The sequence below is a fragment of the Paenibacillus lentus genome (assembly GCF_003931855.1).
Taxonomy (GTDB): Bacteria; Bacillota; Bacilli; order Paenibacillales; family Paenibacillaceae; genus Fontibacillus; species Fontibacillus lentus.
In genome coordinates, this window is the sequence record NZ_CP034248.1 from 1,160,641 (window position 1) to 1,183,522 (window position 22,882).

The window sequence follows — 22,882 nt, forward strand, 5'->3', positions numbered from 1 at the left end:
AAGAAGACGAAGAACGAATTCGGAAGAGGAGATGGAGAATGGATATTTCAATTTTACTGGAATATGGTTGGGTCTTATTATTATTAGTCGCTCTAGAGGGTTTGCTGGCCGCGGATAATGCGCTGGTGCTGGCGATCATGGTCAAGCATCTGCCGGATGCGGAGAGAAAGAAGGCTTTGTTCTATGGGCTTGCAGGTGCTTTTGTGTTCCGGCTGGCCTCGTTGTTCATTATTTCTTTTCTGGTGGACGTATGGCAGATTCAAGCGATCGGTGCACTGTATTTATTATTTATTTCAATCAATCACATCATCAAAAAAGTGTTCATTAAGAAAACAGATACTAAGGTAGAGAAGGAAAGGAAGAAATCCGGCTTCTGGATGACGGTTCTTAAAGTCGAAGTGGCGGATATTGCGTTCGCTGTTGACTCGATTTTAGCGGCTGTCGCGATGGCCATGACGCTTCCAGATACGCCGCTTCCGGCAATCGGAGGTATGGACGGCGCCAAGTTTATCGTCGTGTTTGCCGGGGGGCTAATTGGAGTGATCATCATGCGGTTTGCGGCCAATATGTTCGTCAAATTGCTTAATTCCAGACCAGGCCTTGAAATTGCCGCCTTTGCGATTGTTGGCTGGGTCGGCGTTAAGCTTGCCGTTTTGACACTGGGCCATGAGGACGTAGGTATCATATCTCACGAGTTTGCCCATTCAACGGCGTGGAAGTTGACTTTCTATATTGTGCTTGTTGTGATTGGGGCTGCGGGCTGGTTCCTCTCCAAAGAGAAGAAGCCGTCATCCGTAGTTGGGCACTAACATAAAGGGCGGCTATTGCCCTTCAGAATTAGCGGGTTGCATCTATATGCTGCTGACATGAATTTTAGGTCGGCAGCATTTTTTTGCTAACAGCATCTGGCTCTAATTGTATTTTTACCGTAAAAATGTAACTTTCAGTGAAGGGATAACGTTTATGGATGGAGAGACGATGAAAGGAGAGAGAATATGTACACATGCAAATGGTGCAGGTTCAGTTGGGTATTGCTTGGAGCCATTCTGTTGCTGATGCTGGCTGCTTGTAATGGAAAGGCTGGGGAACAAAATGAGGGAGCGGTGCAGAATCCAACTCAAGAAACGCAAGAACCGGCACAACAACCAGCACAGCAACCGGGGGAACAGTTGCAAGAGCAGCCTGAAGAAGAGGAACCCTCCACACAGCATTCAAACAACGAGGATGTAACGGAGGGACAGCCGCCGACAGCCCTAGAAGCAGCTGCCACAGTGATGAGAGCTCTTAAGGCTGGCAATATGGACACATTAGCCAATTGGGTGGATTCGGAAGGGGTTCGCTTCTCGCCGTATGCCTCTGTGAACATGGAGGAAGACCTCGTATTTACAAGTGATGAAGTAAGAGGCTTGATGGAGGATACAAAAAAGCATGTGTGGAGGACAATGTCTGCTACAGGGGATAAGATTGAATTGACATATGCCGAGTACCATAAACGGTTCGTCTATGATGCCGATTTTATCAAGAATGCCAAGATCGCTGAGAACAAAGGGATAGCCTTAGGCGGAGAGATTAGCAATTTAAGCGAGGTCTATCCTCCGGACAGCTACGATTTCGTCGAATATCATATCGAAGGTAGCGATCCGAACGCTGAGGTGGGCGATTGGCGCAGCCTGCGTCTCGTCTTTAAAAAGATTGGGGATGACCGTTCGCTTGTTGGGATTATTCATGATCAATGGACGCCCTAATCGCCACAATTATAGAAGCTAAGCAGGCCGCAGCACCTCACAGGTGACTGGGGCCTTTGTTCAGCTTCAATAAAAAGAACCTGCGATGCAGCAGATCAAGCGCTCTCTCGATCTCTTGCAATTCCTCCTCCGAGAGGTGAGCAATTCGCTCGGCAAAGCGGGATTCCACACGCGCGAAAGCCTCGCTCATCATCATCTCCCCTTGCTTGGACAACCGGATATATTGCTTGCGTCGATCTGTTTCATCTGTCACTTTATCGCATAATTGCTTCTCGCTCAGCTTTCGCAGCTCCCGGCTCGTATTCGGCATGGAGATATGCATACAATCGCTGATTTCACTCAGAGTAACGGGTTGGTTGATGGTAATGTACTCCAGTATTTTATATTGAAGGGGTGTAATATCTTCGGATCTAACATCTCTAGTCATATGATCGGATATTTCATGAACGGCTGCGGTAAAGGCCACAAATTGTTGGAACAATGCATGTTTGTCCATAGAATCACCTCTACCATCACGATAACAAACTGATTATCATAAAACAATTATCATATAATAATTATCAATTGACAATCAATTGGGCTGTATGCTACTCTCTGCTTATCAAATGATAAGTAAAGGGGAGTTAGCCATGAATATACTAATCATATATACGCATCCGAATCATCAAAGCTTGAATTATGCTTTTTTGCAGGAAGTCATTCGGGGCAGCCGGGAGAACACGGCGATTAAGGAGGTCAAGGTACTTGATTTATACGAGGAAGGCTTCAATCCGGTTCTAGTGTTCAATGAACACAAGCGCAGAAGAGATATGCATGCCGATCCGGCGCTTGCCATTTATCGGGACCAGCTCACCTGGGCGGACAAGATTGTATTCATTTATCCAATTTGGTGGGGGCGTCCTCCAGCCATGCTGCTCGGGTACATTGACCAGATGTTTGCTTCAGGGTTTGCGTACAGGGATAACGGCGGAATCTTTCCAGAGGGATTGCTCAGAGGGAAATCCGTGGTTTGCATCTCGACCATGAAGGGGCCGACCCATTATCCGCTGTTTTGGCTTAATAATGCTCACAAATCACTGATGCGCAAAGCGTTGTGTAACTATGTTGGCATCAAGAAGGTGAAGTTCTTCGAATTCGGTAATATGGAGAGCCCCAGAGGGAAGCAGAAGGAGAAGCTGGAGAGGGTGTACCGGTATTTTAGGCAGGTCTAGTGGTTATGCTGCTGCTTGAAAGAGCGGTGAATAAGGCAGATTCTGGTACGCTCATTACTATCATAATGTATAGAGCTATTCTTTATGTAACTCCATAGCAGAAATAATATCCTTGGTTATTTTCGTAATCAAGGCTATTTCTTCTGCGCTTCTATTGCTAATTAGATTTATATGCTCATGGAGCAAAAATTGTTTATCGGAAATGTCTTCGTGGCGAAATAACTCCCAAGCGGGTACATCTAAGGCAGTCACAATTTTTTCAAGTGTCTCTAGGGAGATATTTCGATCGCCTCGTTCTACACCGCCAATATAGCTATAGTGTAGAGTTGCGGCTTCAGCTAACTGCTCTTGAGTCCAATTTTTTGATTTTCTTATTTTACGAATTCTGCTACCAACACCCTTAAGTAGGTTCATGAATACCACCTCATCTCTAAGGTTAGGTAAGGAGGGTAGGGATTTACAGATAACCAGAATAGAAAATTAAATAATAAAAAAGCACTTAAAAGTACAATTTATATTGACCAGCATCACTATAAAATATACAATTAGGATAAATTGGATAAAAAAGGGGAGGGTGCGGGGATATACAATTTTATTTATCGTTCTACGTCGGTTTTATCATAACAAGTAACAACAATCTCGAAAGGAGGTTTGACCCATGCAACCAACAACCACGATCCGGCAGCGATTAGAGGATTACATTAAAGAGAAGGGGCTATCGCTTCATCAATTTTCGGACATCTCCGGGGTTAATGCGGGAACGCTAAGCGGCTTGATTAACCACCGTAGACGGATGTCGATACTACAATTGGACCGCATTAGCATGGGCATGGGGTTGGCCGAGGGCAGTTTATATGAGTTATACATCGAGGAATGCTTGGCAGAGTCTTCGCCAGATTGGCGCAGGCTGAAATCGCTGCTTCAGCGTTGCGCTGAGCTGGACAAGCTGGATTGTATTCAGCGAATCATTCTTGTGACCATGGATAATTTAGCGTATGCTCCCCATGTCTTTGACCTGGCAGAGCAGTGGTACCGAGCGGGAAGAATAGAAGCAGCCGCAGTGTTATACCGATGTGTGGCGGAAGGAGAGAAGTATCAGCATTCGGAGCGATTAGCTCTTTGTCAGTATCGCTTATTTACGATTCATCTTGGGTCCGATCGGGAAGTCAACCTATCTCTGGCTGCTTCTTTCGAACCTTATGTAGAACGCTTGGGAGAAGCGGAGCAATTGGAAGCGCTCAAGGATTTGGCAGATACCTATGCCGCTAATCAGCGCTGGACTAGGGTTGAACAACTGGCCCAGGAAATGGAGAGTAAGGCCGCCATTCAATACAGACTTAGTCTTAGCACGAAAGAGGGGAATGGTAACCCTGAATCGTCTCAAGAGAAGACGGGCAGGCCAATACTTTTCTATATCCTTTATGGGTATCTTTTGAGAGCTAATGTTTGTGAGGCACGCGGGGATTACGAGCAAGCTCTGGACTACGTATCGTTATATACGGATTTAAGCTGGGTGCAAAGCTGCGATGAGACCGAGCGCATCATGATCGAGCAATTTGAGGATTGGGGCCGAGCTAACGCCTGCTTGTATCGGTTGATGTCCGGGGAGGCGGAAGTTTTACCCGAATATGTGAATTACGTTGCTTCTCATGATGGCGAAAGGGTCTCAGGCTTGCTAAAAATCACGGAGGCAGCTAACCGTTATCATTTTCGGGTGGATGATATTTTAGAGCGTTTCGGCCCGCAATTGAAATTTGAAGGACGTGAGCACGCTTTCGGAAATTATGATGCTGGGATCGCAGCAGGTCAGCACACGCGCTTGCTATCCGAGCTGGCGGCCTATTATTTATCTACGGAGCGGGTTGAGACTGGATTAGGCTACATTATCGACTGTTTGGAAGCTTGCGCTGCATTTTACAGTGAAGTCGTATTCCTCCAGTGTGTAGGATTGTTTGAGACGTATCGGGGATGGGCAACCCCGGAAAGGAAGAGGCAATACACAAATCTAATTAGTGAGGTGCAAAGGAATCATGAAGAGAAGAAGGGCTTTGCTGCGAAGTATGCGTAGTTTTGTTCTGTCCCAAGCTTATTCTGTTGGGGTGGCTGCTGTAACTGGTGTAGTATTTTACGAAACCTTAATAAAGCCGTTGATTCATGGCTTGGGAGGGTAAATCAATTTAGGCAGGAGGGTTTTGGCTACGATTCTGTATAAGTGGTTAAAATCCTCTTGTTTTAAATTTTTTAATTACATAATTTCATCCCTAATAGCGAAGTCTATGGCATAGCACAAATTTTGAAGCAGGGGGATGTTTGCCATGAAGTTGCGATGGATCGTTATTTGTCTGGTTATCTTATATTTATGTGCAGGCTGTACACAGAATACTAAACAGAAAGCACAGCAGGCTGAGCAGGTTAAGCCGAAGACACAGCAAGCTGAGCAGGTCGAGCCGAACGCCAAACCTGAACAGGCTAAAATACTGCAGAACGAGTCTAATACCCCTAACTTGATAGATGGGTCAGAACAAAAGGTGCGAAAGCCGCATCCGCTGTCGTTAGCGGATTTACGAAAGAAATACCGCAGCACATTCCTATTGAATGGGCCCTCCTCAAAACGGGAAGTGGCCCTGACATTTGACGATGCACCGGATGATAAATTTACACCGATGGTGCTGGATGTATTGAAAAGGGAAGGTGTACAAGCTACATTCTTTTTGGTGGGAAATCGGATAGAAGCTCACCCGGAGATCGTAAAGCGCATGGTTCGGGAAGGGCATCTTCTTGGTAATCATTCTTATAACCATGCCAACTTGCCTAAGCTATCGGATGCAGATTTTCGTGAGCAAGTTATTAAGACGGATAAGCTTATCAGCCAATATACGGGATATACTCCGAATATTATTCGACCGCCGTATGGAAATATTAGTGAAGGGCAAATCCAATGGTTAGCGAGCCAGAAGAAAAAAGTCGTTAATTGGAACGTTGATTCCTTGGACTGGAAGGGGTTAACTACAGAGCAGGTAGAGACGAATGTGCTTGCTCATGTGAAACCAGGCTCGATTATATTACAACATTCTGGCGGCGGCAAAGGTGAAGATCTAACCTGTACGGTCGAGGCTCTGCCTAGAATAATCAAGCAGCTTAGAGACGATGGAGTTAAGCTGGTAAACGTTGCAGAGTTACTGGATTTGGGTATTGCAATTAAATAACGGAGCATGTGAGGTATACTGAGAATGAATCAGTATACCTTTTGTTTTGTTCATCGATTTCAATTTCTTAACCGGGGAATAACTTACCGGGGATTGTATCCCTAAATATCTTTTTATTGTAAAATCAAACTAACTAATACGGCAGGTAGGATCATGGACTATTAAGTTGATTTGGAGGAACGAAGAAATGACTGTACCAGGAATATTAGGCACATCAAGCGTACCAGGCATGCCTGAAGCACCCGGCACATCAAAAGTGACGTCGAAATCTAGTACATTGCTGGCTAATTTGCTTAAAGCACGATTTCCGTATTTATATATTCAAACCTGGGAGGAAGACCGCGTCACATCGGTCATTCGCTCGATCGCCCAGGATGTTGCTCTTATCAAAACACCAAGAGAAGTGTTGATTTGGCGTATGACAACGGGCATTATCGATGCGAGCGGCAACTCCCGCGGGGACACCAGACAGCCTTTGAAGGCGCTGGAATTCATCGAGAAATACGATAGCCCTTGCATTGTCGTCATGCAGGATTTCCATATATATTTCGGGGGTCAAGGGAGAGCACCGGACTATCAAGTCATTCGGAAGCTGCGCGATATGTTGATTCGCATTAAGCAGAACCCGAGTCCGATCAATATCATTTTTACATCTCCCTTTCTGATCCTGCCGGAGGAGCTGCAGAAGGATATTACGATTGTCGATTTCGAGCTTCCATCTTTTAACGAAATTAAAGCCGTGCTGGATGAAATGATCGCCGTGAATGAGCAGAGAGGTCGTATTCAAATCGTTGTTACGCCCGAAGAGCGGGAGCGCATTGCCAAAGCTGCGCTGGGCTTAACGCTGTCCGAGGCCGAGAACGCTTTTGCCCGTGCGATGGTGGAGGACGGATACTTGGATATTCGGGATGTAGAGGTCATTCTTGAAGAGAAAGAGCAGATCATCAAAAAGACGGGCATTCTGGAATTCATCCGCAGCGAATTGAAAATGGAGGATGTTGGCGGCTTGGAGAACCTCAAGCGCTGGCTGACAAAACGGAATAGATCTTGGCTGGAATCGGCAAGTAAATATGGGCTGCCTGCACCAAAGGGAGTGCTGATTACCGGCGTTCCGGGCTGCGGCAAAAGCTTGATTAGCAAGTCGATCAGTTCCATGTGGCAGCTGCCCTTGCTAAGATTGGACATCGGAAAAATCTTCAGCGGCCTGATCGGGAGCAGCGAAGAGAATATGCGTAAGGCGATCAAAACTGCTGAAGCAATCTCGCCTTGTATTCTGTGGATCGATGAGATCGAGAAAGGCTTCAGCGCGACTTCCAGCAGCGGAGACAGCGGTACGTCGGCTCGTGTCTTTGCCCAATTCCTGACCTGGATGCAGGAGAAGACCAGTCAGGTATTCGTCGTAGCTACCGCTAACAACATTGCTGGATTGCCGCCGGAGCTTATGCGCAAAGGCCGTTTTGACGAAATATTCTTCGTTGATCTGCCGACCAAACGGGAAAGAAAAGAAATTTTAAGATTACATATGAGCAAACGCTTGAAGCACCCGGAGGTCATTGGGGATTTCCAGTTAACAGATGAGGTATTGGAGGACCTGGCTGTAACCTGTGAGGGTTTCGTCGGAGCTGAGATCGAGCAATTGGTTATCGACGCTTTGTTCGAGGCTTATGCCGAGGATCGTTCCATTCTGTTGGAGGATTTCCGGCGAGCTATCGTAAATACAGTGCCGCTATCGGTTACGCAGGCTGAGCAGATCCGCGCGATACGGGAATGGGCCAATGTTCGAGCGGTTACCGCTACTCCCAAGGAGGATCTGGAGGATTACGTTAAAGAGGAGACGGTGTTGGACGGTGGCAATCCAGCTCCCGGCAGTCAGGATCAGGGGGCCGATGATATTCGTTTTAAACGGGGCGGAAGAACAATTGATTTCTAGGGAAGTAAGATATACAAGAGGAACCGGGCAGTCATTTTATGGCTGCTCGGTTCTTAGATGTGGCGTTATAACTTGATTCCTGAGTGCCTTATTGTTGGCTCGTTGACGACATCCGTTTGCCGTAGAGTTTAAATGGATTTCATGATTCTATTTAAGCTCTATGGTGGAAGTTAGTTGAAATAGCTGTATATCGTGTATATGAAATCCAACTATTTGCACATTACCTGATCGAGAGCGACATTTAAATACAACCAATTCGGTTACGTTGTCATGTCCAGTACCTTAGGCCTCCCTACAAGGCCTCCCGAATGACACGTTTATAATACAGCACGGAGAGAACCGCGAAGATCGAGTAAAGCGCCGTATATAACAGCATAACCAGGATCATGGGCGTCCATAGCTCGGTGCCGAACAGGAACCAGCCAGACTTTACGGCAAAATAACTGTGAGATAGCCCCACAGTGAGCGGGATGCCGAAATTGAACAATTGCTTTGCTTGAATTCCTCTTAACAAATCTCCTTGGGTGAAGCCGAGTTTCCGGAGTATCGTATAATTTGGTTTCTCTTCCTCGCTTTCATCCATCTGCTTGAAATACAGAATGCAGCCGGAGGTCATTAGGAAGGTGAGTCCCAGGAAGCCGACCACGAACATGATTATCCCCATCGTTTGCTTATGGCTGTGTATGGTGGTCAGCTGTGAGTCATTGGTGCGACTGTTCGCCAACCCGAGTTCTTCAAAAACAGCGTTAGCCCTCTTCAGTTTATCTGCATCGGTAATATCGATCCCGATATAGGTGGGGGAATCTCCTTGAATTTCCGGATCGATATCCTGTCTCAAGCGTTCGAACACCGCCTGATCTACAATAGCAATTGGAAGGCCGCGGGTGAAATAACTTGATACAAGGAACTCATCCTCCAAACCCTGAATTTGCTGTGAAATGCTCTCATGTTGACCGATCAGTTGGATCTCTCCGCTATCTTGAATCGTGACAAAATTCCGCATCAGATCGTTATATCCTGTCAGGAGAGTCTCCTCCTCGGATAAATCAAGCTGATCGACCGCTGTTTCGCTAATGACACTCAGAATCGTGGCATTGGCATCGGGATCGTTACTGTTAGCGTGAATATCCATCACCTGAGTGAGATCCCCTTTGACACGAAGTACATCAATGGATGTCTCCTGAAACGGAATACCATCAGAAGTCAAAGCCTCTTTGAACATATCGGCATCAGCTTGAACCATAAATGCAAAGTCATTAGGCACATTGTCCTTCCCCGACTGCTCGGCGGAATAATAGGAAATGTAGCTGAGCGACAACAGGCCGATGGCTAGTGCGGATACCGTCGTTATGATGGTAAGCAGCAGGGCGTTGGATTTCATACGGAACATGATGGAGGAAAGCGACAGAACTTCGTTAATGTTCAAATAGCCCCCTTTTTGCCGGCGTACCAGATAGAAGATGAACCGTACCGACCCCTTATAGAACAGGTACGTACCTAAAATGACCGAGGCGAGGATGCCCACCATCGCCACGAACAGCTCGACCATATTAACGAAATCCCCGCTGAACAGCCTCGTTGAAATGTAATAACCGAGCGCAATTAACGCTAAGCCGAAGATGCCTAGAATCATCTCCCACACGGACACCTTCTTCACCTTCTCCTCGGTCGAGGACAGCGCTCTAAACAGCGCGAGGATGCTTTGCCGCCTTATAAATGTATAGTTCATCAGCATGATTAGCAGGTAAACCGCTAGGAACACGATGACGGTTTGAATGAAGGCCTGACCAGAGAACATTAACGCCGCCCCAGAATCTACCCCTGTGATTTTAAACAGAATCATGAGAATCAGCTTAGAAAAAGAAAAGCCGACGAACATGCCGATCAATAGTGAGCCGAAATAAAGTATGAAGTTCTCTGCCGTCAGAATACGGAATATTCGGCTCTTGGTCAGCCCGATCAATTGAAACAAACCGATTTCTTTGCTGCGCCGTTTGATGAATAGATTATTTGCGTACAGCAGGAAGATCGACACAATGACAATTAACAGCATTGATCCAGCGCGAACTGCAGCGCCGCCCTTGATACTCCCCTTGACTTCGTCCATGGCGGGGTCGTACTGCAGCGTGACGAATGCGAAATAGAGCGCAACGCTGAAGATCAGGGCGAAGACGTACAGGAAGTAATTTTTGGCGTTCTTCCTGAGGTTGCGAAGAATGATGTAATTAATGCTCAACCTGCACCCCTCCTAGTACCCCTTGCGTCTTCATAATATCTTTGAAAAAGGTCTGCCTTGTCTCGTCCCCTTTATTGAGCTGCGTGTAAACCTGTCCATCCTTGATGAAAATAACCCGGCTGCAATAGCTTGCGGCGACCGGATCATGCGTCACCATGACAATCGTCGCTTGCCGCTGCTCGTTCATCATGCTTAGCTTGTTTAGCAGATCGGAAGCCGACTTGGAATCCAGCGCCCCTGTAGGTTCATCCGCAAAAATAATGCTCGGCTCGTGGATAAACGCCCGGGCGGCTGAGGTGCGCTGCTTCTGTCCACCGGAGATTTCATTCGGATACTTATCTTTAAGCTCATAGATCCCCAGCTCGTTCGCGACGGCCTTGAATTTTTGGTTCGCTTCTGTCTTGGACACCTTGGCAACTGAGAGTGGCAGCAGGATGTTCTCTTTTACAGTGAGCGAATCCAATAAATTATACTCCTGAAAAAGAAACCCCAAATGCTGCTTGCGGAACTCTGCCAGCTCCTTCTCCTTCATGTTCGTCATTTCATGCCCTTCGATCAGCACAATGCCGTCACTAGCCTGATCAATCGAAGAGAGGACGTTGAGCAAAGTCGTCTTTCCGGAGCCTGAAGCTCCCATGATCCCGATGAATTCTCCTTGCTCGATGCTCAGATCGATCCCTTTTAGCACTTCTTGTTTATTGGATTTATTGCCGTAGCTCTTATGAATTTTAGTAGCTTCCAGAATCGCCATTTTTCCACACTCCTTTATCAGTAGCTCCATTATAAAAGGGACCGCTAGTCTCGTTCCTTTCTTTCAACGAACAATTGAACCAGGCATGTGACAATGCTGTCACATGCCTGGCGGCCCCAAGCCGTGCTATTCGCCTTGAATTTGGACGAACGCATTTTGCTGAGGGAAGGTAAGAATTGCAGTTGTTCCCGTTCTTGGCTTGGAAGTGATATTCATGAGGATATGAAGTGGCTGGGCGGCTTTGTGGGCTAAGTACAGACCCATGCCGGTCGCCTTTTCTTCATGGTGCCTGGTCGTCGAGGTGAAGCCTTTATCAAAAATGCGGGGAAGATCCCGTGAATCGATTCCCCGGCCTTGATCTTGTATTTCCAGGACAATGTGGTCGCCGCGGGTATAGCTCTTCACGTTGATGTCTCCTGACTCGCTATATTTTACGGCGTTAGTTAGCAGTTGCCGGAGAATGAAGGCTAGCCACTTCGCATCGCTCAGCACCTCGGTTTCCTGTAAATCCACCTCAAAGCCAAGTCCCTTCTGCATGCACCATGATCGCAAGGTGCGTATTTCCGCGAAGAGTATCGACTTTAGGTTAAGCCGCTCGATATATAAATCATTCTCGATAGAGGGGATTCGCTTCTGGTGCAGCTGTTGATCAAGCAGGAGGTGGATGCGCAGCCATTCGTAGGTCAATTGCGTCTTCAGAGTCTCATCATCCAGCCGCTCTAGCATGAGATGCATCGCAGTCAATGGCGTCTTCACCTCATGAATCCAAGACAGGAGATAGTCCTTTTCCTCTTCGAGCATGTTACGGTTATGCGCGGCTTCTTCTTTGAGCTCTTTAGTCTGTTCAAGGAGCAGGGTATGGGTAATTCTCTCGAAGGGGCGATGTCCTTCCGCTAGGTCACTCACGTCGAGATGCGGCTTCCATTCCTCCAAATGTTTATAGAACCGGGTCTCCTGGTGATAACGGACGACGAGAAAGATGACGAAGATCATTGTAGATAGAAAAACGATGTAGAGCACGGAGCGAAGTTGAATCTCCGGGTCGATATAGGCGATGGACAAGGTGAGCAGCTGCAGGGCAATGACGAGCAAAATCCAGCTGCGGCGTTCAATCAGGTATTTTCTAATCACGGCCTTCACCAGCCTGGGGAGCCCTGTAATCTTGCCCGGTCATTGTCTCCTCCTGGATAGCGATATAGCCTTGCCCCACCTTCGTCTCAATCATGCGGCCCAAGCCAAGCTCGTCCAGCTTCTTGCGCAGTCGATTTACGTTGACTGTCAGCGTATTGTCGCTAACGAAGCGCTCGTCATCCCAGAGTCTCTTAATCAGCTCTTCCCGCGTAACGATTTTGTTCTTCTGCTCAATGAGCAGCTTTAGTATGTAAATCTCATTCTTGGTCAGCTCGACGGAGCCTTCCTTATTCCTAACCGTGTTCTTCTCATAATCGATCGTCGCCCCGCACCAGGTTCGGAGTGAGACTGCTTCTGAATTATAATCATAGACCCGGCGCAAGGTGGCCTGAATTTTCGCTACAAGCACATCGAAGTGGAAAGGCTTCTGAATGAAATCGTCTGCCCCTAATTGCATGGACATGACCATATCCGTGGGATGGTCCCGCGACGACAGGAAGATAATCGGCACATGGGAATGGGCGCGAATCAACCGGCACCAATGAAAGCCATCAAACTTCGGCAGCTGGATATCAATAATGACCAGATCGGGCTTCACGTCTGCGAACTTCTGCATGACGCTGCTGAAATCTTCGATGCCGTATACATCATAGCTCCATTGCTGTAGTCGTTCTCGAATTTCGCCGAATAGGCTGGCGTCGTCTTCGATCAGCAAAATTTTAAACATGGCGCTCCCCCCTGCTTGTTATCATTCTCTTATTTTACAACACAATTCTCGACCGAAAGTAGCAAAGTACACAAACATGATAAAAAAACTGCTGGCCCAGATCATGGTCAGCAGTTTTCTTGCCTAGCTCTATTCAATTTATTGGATTCTGAGTAGTGAATAGACTCGGTCAAGCTGGTTTTAATCTACATTCTAATATAGCTTGGGCAGCCTATCCAAGGTGATGGCATAGTCACTGTGGTAGGCGCTGCGCAGTATCTCTTTCCTGGTAAATTTGTCGGATTTGCCAAAATCATTGGACCATATCATAAACCACAGCCACGGAATTCGTGATTCGGAAATACTCCGGACGCACGGAAGAGGGCCGATTTCTCCGAGAGCGGCAAGCTTCGGAGTAGGAGTAATGCGAATCAGCTCCTCATATTCCTGTCGCAAATCCGTATGCTGGTGGGCTGGCGGATATAAATCTCTTGAAATGATGTCAACAACATCATCCCCGACATAGCCTTCGACCAGTGGGGAGTTCCATACCCAAATTAAGTTCGTCAAATCGTGATGCTTGGTATATCTATCGTACATGATTCGGTATAATTGCTTCGCAACTTCAGGCCCCTTGCTGCCCCACCAGAACCAGGTTCCTTCTGCTTCATGAAAAGGCCGCCATAATATCGGGATCCGTTTGTCGCGGAATTCCCGCAAAATTTCAGCCATATCGTCCATATCGGACAGCAGGGCCTTGTGTTCAGCGGTACCTTCCACAATCGCCTTAGCTGCGTCAAAATCGGTATGCTCTGTGTAAAAGCTCTTATCCCGGCCGCCGAGCGGAGAGAACCAATGCCATGTGAAGGTAATCAATCCGTTCTTTTTCTCCGCCCATTCCCAAGCTCTTTGCAGCGTATCCTTGTTTTCTTCAACTTCCAGCAAGCATTCCTCGCCGCTGTCATTATAATTAATGTTCGGCGAATAGGCGAGCAGTTCAAAGCCGCAAAGCGCGGGCAGTTTACCGGTTACTTCATGAATGTAATTCAGCTCATCCTGGGCGATCGTCTGCGTGTGCTGACCCGTTATAATGCCTTTTCCTCTAATTTCGCTGAGATAATTTAGAACCGATCTTACTTCATCGGAAGCTCTAGGGTTGCATGGTGTGATATTCATCATTTGTATGGTATCCGTACCTTTCCATTCCGCCGAACTTCATTCAGCGGCTATTATGATCTATTTAGTGTTGCGAGGTTAGTCAAGCGTATACAAAATTAGCCGGAAATATTCCAGCTAATTTTGTAATATTTCGTGCTTTGGATTCTATTCACCGCTCCACAGCTTAACGCGATCCTTGACGAATTGACCGTAAGCCTCTTCCATCTCTTTTACGCCTGCCTTTTCCAACTCCGCCATATAATCATCCCAGATTTTATCGAATTGGTTCGGGTTGGCCATAATCGCCTCTGGAATCCGCTTCCAGGTAATATCTTTCATTTTTTGCATAAGAATCGTAGCTTTGCTGTCGCTAGGCAGAACGATATTGTAAGCCGCGCCCGCTTTTCTTTCAGGGAACTCTTCTTCTTTCGGGAATAGATCTCTCCAGGTTTCAACATTATAAGCTTCCAAGACATCTTTTTCAGGCTCACTGAAAGTAGCTATGAGCATTTCCCGGTTGTTCTTAGTGAAGTAGTTTCCAGTTGAATCCTGGATTCCATCCCCGTAATGAACCGTAAGATTCCAGTACAATCCAAGCCCCGATTCCTTCAGATAGGCATTGCCTTCTTTGTCCATTTTGTCTTGAGTTTCTTTTGGTACAATTCTCTTGCCGTCCTGAACAATATAGTCTATACCTTCAACACCCCAGTTGATCAGAACCTGACCTTCTTCTGAGGCCAAATAGTCGAGGAACTTAATAGCGGCTACTGGATCTTTGCAGTCTGCCGAGATGGCTATGCCGTAGCCTCCATCAAAGCCCGCCGGCCAGAAGCTGGTATCCTTGTACTCCTTGGACATTGTAACCGGGTAATGACCATAGGTCTGATCGAATTTGCCCTCTGCTTTCAGAGCGTTCTGCGCCTCGCCATAGTCCCATGCAGGGTCGATCAGGCCGAGTACCCGCCCGGATGCAACTTTGGCTTTGAATTGATCTGTTTTCTGTACGAAGCTTTCCTTGTCCAGCAGCCCGATAGAGTTCATATGGTTCAGCCAGCGGAAATACTCGCGTTCCTCGGGACGACGGAAATGATAGGTTACATCAAATGTTTCCTGGTCGACATAATACTCGCCGTCATCGGGTGCGCCTGTCGTAAAGAAGCCCATATTTGTTACCTGATACATATGCCAGTCATCGGCATTGAGTGTTAGTCCGATGTTTGGATTGCCGTTCTTATCCGTAGGGTATTTGTCCAGATATTCCTTAATGACCTTCTCAAAATCCTTAACAGTGCGGATCTCAGGATATCCTGCTTCTTTTACAACACGGTGCTGCAGTTGGAAGCCATAATCCGGTTTGAGCTTGCGTTCGTCAATGGCAGACCAAGTTGGGACCGTATAGATCGCTTGATCCTCCAGGCTGTATTTAGCACGTACAATTTGATCACCCAGCATTTTCTTAATGTTCGGAGCATGCTCCTCAATCAAGTCTGTCAGGTCGAGAATCGCCCCCACATCAACCAGCTTGCCAATGTCCGCTTTGGCCGCGATCAGATCAGGAACTTCACCCGTTGCTGCCATAATCGCTACCTTCTGTGTAGGATCGCCTACCGCAAACTCGGCATCCAATACGACGCCTGTTTTTTCAGTAATGATCTTGCCTATTCGATCCTGCATGTTATTCCAATTGGCGCTAGGATCTTGTGTGAAATAGGTTAATGTAATAGGAGATACGCTGTTGCCGGCTGCATTTGAGCCATTAGATGAATTCTTTCCGTCCGTAGAGCTGCCGCTACAGCCAATAAGCTGGCCTAACAGAAGAACTGACGCTATGACCGAAATCGTAGTTTTCTTGAATTTCGTCTTCATAATATGAAACACCCCTTTATTTAATGAAAAGTACGGATTTATCAATCTGATGCATGAGAGAATGGCGCGCTTTGCCGATTCCCGTTTGCGTATCAGCTTTTTACAGCACCAAGCGTCATCCCTTTGACAAAGTATTTCTGCAGGAAGGGGTAGACGACCAAAATCGGAACTGTAGCAACGATGGTAATCGCCATTTTGACGGAATCCGGCGACACTTGCGCCATCAGCTCTGTCATATTGCCTCCACGCATGTTATTGGCATTGGTCGTTGTGCTTTGCAGCACTTTCATTAACTCATACTGGAGCGTCGTCAAAGCGTCATTGGAACCGTTAAAAAGATAGGTATCAAACCACGAATTCCATTGTCCAACGGCCAGGAACAGCGCAACTGTAGCAAGCGCAGGCTTGCATAGCGGTAGAATGATGCGCCAGTAAATTGCAAAGTCATTTGCCCCGTCAATCTTGGCTGATTCTTGAAGGGCGAAAGGGAGGCCATCGATAAAAGAACGAATGACGAAGATGTTAAAGGCACTCACAAGTCCGGGTAAAATATAGACCGCAAAGGTGTTAATCAATTCCAGGTTCTTGATGAGGATAAATCCAGGAATCAAGCCGCCGGATACATACATGGTGATCGCCAGGAACGTCGAGACGAATTTTCTTCCCTGAAAATCTGTCCGAGCCAATGTGTAAGCGACCATAGAGCCACTGACAAGACCCGCCACTGTGCCTGCAAGTGTACGGTATACCGAAATTTTGAAGCCAGTGAGCAAGGTGCTGTAGCTGAAGATTTGCTTATAATTCTCCAAAGTGAATTTTCTTGGGTAGATCGTCACCCCGCCTCGAACCGTATCGACAGAATCATTGAAAGAAATGGCTAGTACGTTTAGGAATGGATAAAGCGTAATAATAGTAATGATTCCAATGAGCAGATATACGACGATATCAAAAATCCAGTCCTGGGCAGATCTGGAGGCTGCTCTCGACCTTTTTGTCCTATAGGTGGATACCGAATCGGCTGTGTTCATGTCTGTAGCCCCTCCTTTACTAGGATGCTTTTAAGTTTACATGATACTTTCATTAGCAAATTTCTTGAACATTCCGTTCGCCACAAACAGTAGGATCAAACTGATCAACGAATTGAAAATATTAATTGCCGTACCGAAGGAATATCTACCCATAGATAAGCCATAATTCAATGCATACAGATCCAACACCTCGGAATAGTCCTTAACCATATGGTTGCCGAGCAGGAACTGTTTCTCAAATCCGATTCCAACGAGATGGCCGATCGACATAATTAACAGCACGATAATCGTCGAGCGAATGCCCGGGAGTGTAATATGCCATATTTGTTTCAAGCGGCTGGCACCGTCAACCCTTGCAGCTTCATAAAGCTCAGGCCCGATCCCTGAAATGGCTGCCAGATAAATAATGGCGTTCCAGCCGGTCTCCTTCCAGACGTCGGCTGCTGTCACAATCCCCCAGAACAGATGCCCCTGGGACATAAACTGAATAGGTTCATCAATGAGATTCAGACTCATTAAGACAGCGTTTACAGCTCCGCCATCTGTTGACAGCATCTTGGTGACAATCCCTGCTGCAACTACCCAAGATACAAAGTGCGGCAGATAGGACACCGTCTGTACGAAGCGCTTCATGGCTTGAACCCGCACCTCGTTCAGCAATATTGCAAACAGTACCGGAAATACAAAGCCTGCTACAAGACCCATAATACTCATAGCCATGGTATTTCTAAGCACCAAATAGAATTGATCATCACGGAACAGCATTTGGAAATGCTCTAGTCCAACCCATTTCTGTTCAAAAAAGCCCTTGCCTGGCTTGTAGTTTTGAAAAGCCATCGTCCAGCCCCACAACGGCAGATACTGGAACACGAAAACCCAGATCACAAAAGGAATGGACATGAGGTAAAGATACTTCTGATTTTTAAACACTTTCCACCTTTGCGGCTTATTATTCAGCCCGCTGCTCGTTTGCTTCTCAAGTGTTATCGCTTTCATCTCTCTGTCTCCCCCCTCTCTTTCCTTAAGCATAAAGCATAGGGGAGTTCGGAGACATATCGCAGATTTCGTATGATTTCATTCTATAATCTACAATAATTTCAGAAACAATCATTCGTTTTCAGGATGTGTGAATAAACTCCTGCTGATAGCCGATCCGAATCTAACTATAAATAAAGGATGACTGCAAAGCAGCAGCTTTGAGACATCCTTCATCTACGATACTGTTCAACTTTATTGGTTACAAGCTCTGATTATATACATTGGTCTTTGACCATGTGTTTTAATGTATCGAACTTAACTTAAACCAGGTGCTGGCATAATCGCCTGTAAGCTGGGGAATGATCAGACCGGCCTGCATTAAACGGTCGCCGCGGTAAGTTCCGATAGTACCGTCGTCTCCTTTAATTGTGTAGGTAAGGGATCCATCAAGTCCTTTTAGCCGTAGAATCCCAGATGTAGGGTTCGGTTTGGCAAGCACGCGGAAGAAGAACACAAGGGCCTCAGTTTTATCCTCTGTCACAAACATCCAGGAGGTCTCATCGTCGACAAACGGACTTCTGAGCCGGAAAAGATCACCCTGCTGTACAAGAGAGCGTATCTCCTTATACATGGCGATCTGCTCCTTAACCAGAGCCTTTTCCGCCTCGCTGAATTTCGTCAGGTCAAGCTCGTAGCCGAAATTTCCGGACATCGCTACCTCACCACGCATTTTGAGCGGTGTTTCCCGGCTAACCTGATGATTAGGCACCGCAGATACGTGAGCTCCGATGGTACTTACCGGATAAATCAGACTGGTTCCATACTGAATTTTTAATCGCTCCACGGCATCGGTATTATCGCTTGTCCAGACCTGCGGCATGTAGTAGAGCATCCCAGGATCGAAACGACCGCCACCACTGGCACAGCCTTCAAACAAAATTTCTGGAAATGCCGTGGTTAACCTCTCCAGCAAATCGTAAAGCCCAAGCATATAACGGTGCGCAATCTCCTGTTGATCCTCTGCCGAAGCTATGGCAGAACCGATCTCCGTCAGTGCGCGGTTCATGTCCCATTTGACATAAGCAATAGGAACGTCTGTGAAAATACGGGCTAACGCATGATACAGGTAATCACATACCTCCGGCCGCGAAAGATCCAACACCAGCTGCCAGCGTGCTTCTGAGCGGCGCCGATCGGCAACGTGCAGACACCAGTCAGGATGAGCACGATATAGGTCGCTATCCGGCGATATCATCTCCGGCTCAAACCACAGACCGAACTTCAGCCCGTGCCTATTAATCCTTTCCGCCAGATCACGAAGCCCGTTCGGCAGTTTACGGCGATCCTCGACCCAGTCCCCAAGGGAACTGTTGTCGCTGTCTCTTCTACCGAACCAACCATCATCAAGCACGAAAAGCTCGATCCCAAGCTCGGCTCCTGCCTCAGCGATCGTTTCGATTTTGTCCGCATTAAAGTTAAAATACGTCGCTTCCCAATTGTTGACGAGTATCGGACGTTCCTGATCACGATGGACTCCGCGGCAGAGGCGTTTCCGATACAGACGATGATAGATTCTTGACATGCCTCCAAGCCCTTCAGCGGAATAAACCAATACAGCCTCAGGCGTTTGAAAGGACTCCCCTGGCCGGAGCGTCCAGGCAAAGTCGAATGGGTTCAATCCAATCGCCATGCGTACGAGACCGAAGCCATCGACCTCCGCCTCAGCATGGAAGTTGCCGCTGTACACCAGATTCATGGCATAAACCTCACCATGATCCTCGTCTGTACCAGGGCTGATCACGGCTGCAAACGGGTTATGCTGGTGGCTGCTCATGCCTCGCCGGCTGCCCAGATTCGTTCCTCCGGGGCCGAGCGGCCGGCGCTGAATATGAGCCTCCCGTGCCCAATGACCGGAGAGATATAGCAGCTCATGATCCGCTTTGCCATATAAGTCAACATTTGCACTTAAGGCACGCAACAGCCTCAGCTTCCCATTGCCCTTATTGATAAAGCGAGCCGATCGTGAAATCGCTCCTCCTGTAAACATGCTGTAGCTTAACAAGACAATCATCCCGGTGTATGCATCTTCAAGCTCCAATACCAGTGTATCAGCTTCGTCATCTGACTCTGTATATACATAAGGCAAACCTTCGAGAGCCGGTTTTCCAGCTGAAACAGAGTAGCCTTTATAACGAAGTTCTGTGATCCGACTGCCATCCTCAAGCTGCACCTGATAAGCAGGCGAACGAAAATCACCTGACCCATATTGCGGATACTCCTGAGGCATTGTATCTAAAAATGCATTGCTCGTAACCGGCACAAGCCCCGCCAAATCGCCTTCTGCTTGAAGCTTTTGCCCCCAATAGGTATGCACAGGATAGCCGTCTATCACTTGAATAACATAACTGGTGTGATCTGATTGCAAATGAAAGATCTTCTTTGACTCGTCTACATAAATGGCCAATATATATTCACTCCATTATTAGATTATATTTTGTATTTAAAAGAAGACCGCTAGCCATTTGGTATAGGTAAACGGTTAGCTGATCTTCTTTTGGATTTTTAATGATCAAGAATTCATGAGATTTAAATAAACCAGTAGACGCTTGATCATGACGACAGCCTGCGCGCGATCCACCATCTCCTTTGGTGCAAATAAATCTGTCGATACTCCATGAATAAGTCCTGAGGCTAATACTTCATTTACATCGGCTGTTGCCCATGGACTGACAGATGAATTATCGGCGAATCGTGCTAGAGAATTGCCTGTCACTGCTGGGTTGTGACCTGTATAGGCCATCGTACGAGCGATCAACACCGCCATTTGCTCACGTGTAACCTGAGCATTCGGCTGGAAAGTACCATCCGCATAGCCGCCAACAATCCCCGTTTCACTTACAGCTTCAATGGCACCTGCATACCAACTTGTTTTCGCGACATCGGAGAACCTGCCCGTAGCTGGTTGCGAGTCAAGACCAATTGCTCTGGCAATGAGCACAGAAATTTCGGCCCGCGTAATTGGATGATTCGGTGCAAATTGCCCGTTGCCAATGCCGAACACCACTTTTTGGTTCAGCATCAGTTCAATATCGCTCTTAGCCCAATGCCCTTCAATATCCGTGAAGCTATTCTGTATCTCACTGCTGCTTCCATAACTGTCCCCTGCGTGCTCATTCTGCTCATTACCTTCAATTTCCCCAGTTGATTCGCGGTGGTCAGCCTTACCATCAAAATTGGAGTATAAGTTTGCTGGGAGCTCGTCGAGCGTGATGACGTAATCGTGTTGATATACCTTCTTTAAATGGTCTATCGTATTTGTCTTGCCATCCCTGATGTATTCACCGGTCCAGGTACTAAAGAAGCTCCAGTCAGCGCCGTACTCCTGAAGAATATCCGGATCTGGAATAGGGCCGTTCTCCGCCAATGCAACTAATTTTTTGTTATTCACCAAAGATACAAGAGCCTCGTATTTTGCGATGCTCGGATTGTAGTCGCCTGCAGGATTGTAGATGTCAAGGCTTACTATATCCACGACATCATCACCCGGATACCAGTCCTTTCTCTCGGAGTTCCATACCCAAATGAGATTGTTGAGCTTGTGCTCATGGGTCAATCGATCATACATCAGCCTATATAGCTGCTTCGTTGGCTCAGGCCCCTTGGCTCCCCACCAGAACCAGGCGCCCTCCGCCTCGTGCAGCGGTCTCCACAACACAGGAACGTTCGCATCCTGTAGACGCTTCAATTGAACAGCGATGGCATCAATGTCCCGAATTAGGAGCTGGTAGTCCTCAGAATCCGGATGAGTAAGCGCATATTCCACATCAAAGGTTGTAAAATCGGTGTAGAAGCCCCGCCACCACTCGTTGCCAGGCTCATTGCCGCCGATTCCCTTCGGGGCATTCCAGTGCCAGCATAATGACACGATACCACCGCGTTTAGACCATTCGATCATCTTTTCGACCTCCGTGGAGGAGGCTCCATTAGCGACGCGGGAAGGAGAGTAATCCATTAAATCTGTAGAGAAGATCGCTGGATACTTGCCCGTCTGCTCCTTGATCCACTCCACATCTTCAAGTGTCTGCTGCCCAGAGATAATCTTTTTTCCATACTGGCTGACCAAGTAGTCCATCAGCGCTCTGGCCTCAGCTGTTACTTCGGGATTGGTCAATGTGTCTGTCTTGTGCGCTTCGCCAGAGTATCCTCGTCCGGAGTTCCTTATTGAGTCTTCGCCTGACATGCTGCTATTCTCTGCTCCAAGCTTGTTACTGGATGCAGGTGCGTTAGCTGGTTCAAGCCTGATATGCTCAATGCCGTAGTAGCCCCACCCGCGCATAATCTGGATTGTATTGCTGCCGGCATCCAGCAGTACTTTACTGACCATTTTTTCAGCACGAACCGTGCCTGCTGCCGGCGCATCCAGGGTCAGCTCTCCGGTGCCTGCACCATTAATCTGGATACTGGTTACTTTGTCCCCATAGCCTTCGGGGATGTAGTAGCCTAAACTCAGTTCATACAAGCCCGCTTCCGCAGCATCTACTGTAAATGTTGCACTGCCGATGGGTTCTGTAGCGTTTGCAATTTCGTCAAAAAAGTAAGAGATATAGCCTTCACCGTCATACAAAGTATCTTCATCTTCGTTTATAGAACCGCGTTTCTCAACACCGTAACCTTCTAACACAGCCTTAGCATAAGTCACCGTTATGTTGTTAGTCGGATCGACAGATGGTGCATCCTCAATGTTAATGACAGCATCTGGTACGGTTGAAGAAGCATCAGCCACAACAGTAGCTGGATGAGCTGAACCCAACATCCCCATCAAGATAATCATGCATAACAAAACCACGAAGAATTTTCTCCTCGCCTGCGCAGCGTATATCATACAACTTGACATCGCTTTCATTTTTCTGCATTCCCCCTCTCGTGCTACCACTAT

General features: G+C 47.2%; 18 protein-coding genes. 6 read left to right on the forward strand and 12 right to left on the reverse strand.

Going from position 1 to position 22,882, the window contains the following annotated elements; all coding sequences use genetic code 11:
* The first annotated feature begins 38 nt into the window (after nucleotides 1-38).
* Together EIM92_RS05325 and EIM92_RS05330 are read left to right on the forward strand one after the other, a co-directional pair.
* Nucleotides 39-809 carry a TerC family protein gene (locus EIM92_RS05325; protein WP_125081794.1) on the forward strand — a complete coding sequence of 257 codons (771 nt, stop codon included), beginning with the start codon at nucleotides 39-41 and terminating at the stop codon, nucleotides 807-809.
* Between the two features lie 186 nt (nucleotides 810-995).
* Complete coding sequence (locus tag EIM92_RS05330) at nucleotides 996-1,745, forward strand: hypothetical protein (protein WP_125081795.1); 750 nt, start codon at nucleotides 996-998, stop codon at nucleotides 1,743-1,745.
* 37 nt (nucleotides 1,746-1,782) lie between these two features.
* On the opposite strand, the gene EIM92_RS05335 is transcribed toward EIM92_RS05330, so the two are convergent.
* Nucleotides 1,783-2,241 carry a MarR family winged helix-turn-helix transcriptional regulator gene (locus EIM92_RS05335; protein ID WP_125081796.1) on the reverse strand — a complete coding sequence of 153 codons (459 nt, stop codon included), beginning with the start codon at nucleotides 2,239-2,241 and terminating at the stop codon, nucleotides 1,783-1,785.
* Nucleotides 2,242-2,374: 133 nt separating this feature from the next.
* On the opposite strand from EIM92_RS05335, the gene EIM92_RS05340 reads away from it, so the two are divergent.
* Nucleotides 2,375-2,956 (forward strand): NAD(P)H-dependent oxidoreductase, encoded by a 582-nt coding sequence (locus tag EIM92_RS05340; protein WP_125081797.1) that lies wholly within the window; start codon nucleotides 2,375-2,377, stop codon nucleotides 2,954-2,956.
* Between the two features lie 75 nt (nucleotides 2,957-3,031).
* On the opposite strand, the gene EIM92_RS05345 is transcribed toward EIM92_RS05340, so the two are convergent.
* Entirely contained in the window at nucleotides 3,032-3,370 is a 339-nt protein-coding gene (locus tag EIM92_RS05345; RefSeq protein WP_125081798.1) for a helix-turn-helix domain-containing protein, read from the reverse strand.
* Between the two features lie 244 nt (nucleotides 3,371-3,614).
* Here EIM92_RS05345 and EIM92_RS05350 point away from each other — a divergent pair, with 244 nt between their 5' ends.
* From EIM92_RS05350 to EIM92_RS05360, 3 genes are all read left to right on the forward strand, one after another.
* Nucleotides 3,615-5,024 (forward strand): helix-turn-helix domain-containing protein, encoded by a 1,410-nt coding sequence (locus tag EIM92_RS05350; protein ID WP_125081799.1) that lies wholly within the window; start codon nucleotides 3,615-3,617, stop codon nucleotides 5,022-5,024.
* A 247-nt stretch (nucleotides 5,025-5,271) separates the two neighbouring features.
* Nucleotides 5,272-6,162 (forward strand): polysaccharide deacetylase family protein, encoded by an 891-nt coding sequence (locus tag EIM92_RS05355; RefSeq protein ID WP_125081800.1) that lies wholly within the window; start codon nucleotides 5,272-5,274, stop codon nucleotides 6,160-6,162.
* A gap of 187 nt (nucleotides 6,163-6,349) precedes the next feature.
* Entirely contained in the window at nucleotides 6,350-8,092 is a 1,743-nt protein-coding gene (locus tag EIM92_RS05360; RefSeq protein ID WP_246021204.1) for an AAA family ATPase, read from the forward strand.
* Nucleotides 8,093-8,384: 292 nt separating this feature from the next.
* On the opposite strand, the gene EIM92_RS05365 is transcribed toward EIM92_RS05360, so the two are convergent.
* From EIM92_RS05365 to EIM92_RS05410, 10 genes are all read right to left on the reverse strand, one after another.
* Complete coding sequence (locus EIM92_RS05365) at nucleotides 8,385-10,328, reverse strand: FtsX-like permease family protein (RefSeq protein ID WP_125081801.1); 1,944 nt, start codon at nucleotides 10,326-10,328, stop codon at nucleotides 8,385-8,387.
* Nucleotides 10,318-11,079 (reverse strand): ABC transporter ATP-binding protein, encoded by a 762-nt coding sequence (locus EIM92_RS05370; protein ID WP_125081802.1) that lies wholly within the window; start codon nucleotides 11,077-11,079, stop codon nucleotides 10,318-10,320. The genes EIM92_RS05365 and EIM92_RS05370 overlap by 11 nt, the downstream gene beginning before the upstream one ends.
* Before the next feature lie 126 nt (nucleotides 11,080-11,205).
* Nucleotides 11,206-12,210 (reverse strand): sensor histidine kinase, encoded by a 1,005-nt coding sequence (locus tag EIM92_RS05375; RefSeq protein WP_125081803.1) that lies wholly within the window; start codon nucleotides 12,208-12,210, stop codon nucleotides 11,206-11,208.
* Entirely contained in the window at nucleotides 12,203-12,937 is a 735-nt protein-coding gene (locus EIM92_RS05380; protein ID WP_125081804.1) for a response regulator transcription factor, read from the reverse strand. The genes EIM92_RS05375 and EIM92_RS05380 overlap by 8 nt, the downstream gene beginning before the upstream one ends.
* 192 nt (nucleotides 12,938-13,129) lie before the next feature.
* Nucleotides 13,130-14,095 carry a glycosyl hydrolase gene (locus EIM92_RS05385; RefSeq protein ID WP_125081805.1) on the reverse strand — a complete coding sequence of 322 codons (966 nt, stop codon included), beginning with the start codon at nucleotides 14,093-14,095 and terminating at the stop codon, nucleotides 13,130-13,132.
* Nucleotides 14,096-14,239: 144 nt separating this feature from the next.
* The gene (locus tag EIM92_RS05390) at nucleotides 14,240-15,940 is read right to left on the reverse strand and encodes an ABC transporter substrate-binding protein (protein ID WP_125081806.1); all 1,701 of its coding nucleotides are present in this window, start codon (nucleotides 15,938-15,940) and stop codon (nucleotides 14,240-14,242) included.
* A 92-nt stretch (nucleotides 15,941-16,032) separates the two neighbouring features.
* Nucleotides 16,033-16,968: a carbohydrate ABC transporter permease gene (locus EIM92_RS05395; protein ID WP_125081807.1), complete on the reverse strand. Its 936-nt coding sequence runs from the start codon at nucleotides 16,966-16,968 to the stop codon at nucleotides 16,033-16,035.
* A 36-nt stretch (nucleotides 16,969-17,004) separates the two neighbouring features.
* Complete coding sequence (locus tag EIM92_RS05400) at nucleotides 17,005-17,964, reverse strand: ABC transporter permease (RefSeq protein ID WP_125081808.1); 960 nt, start codon at nucleotides 17,962-17,964, stop codon at nucleotides 17,005-17,007.
* Between the two features lie 283 nt (nucleotides 17,965-18,247).
* A complete protein-coding gene (locus EIM92_RS05405) occupies nucleotides 18,248-20,410 on the reverse strand; it encodes an alpha-galactosidase (RefSeq protein ID WP_125081809.1) in 2,163 nt (720 codons plus the stop codon).
* 105 nt (nucleotides 20,411-20,515) lie between these two features.
* Complete coding sequence (locus tag EIM92_RS05410) at nucleotides 20,516-22,792, reverse strand: glycosyl hydrolase (protein WP_164515038.1); 2,277 nt, start codon at nucleotides 22,790-22,792, stop codon at nucleotides 20,516-20,518.
* Between the last annotated feature and the right edge of the window lie 90 nt (nucleotides 22,793-22,882).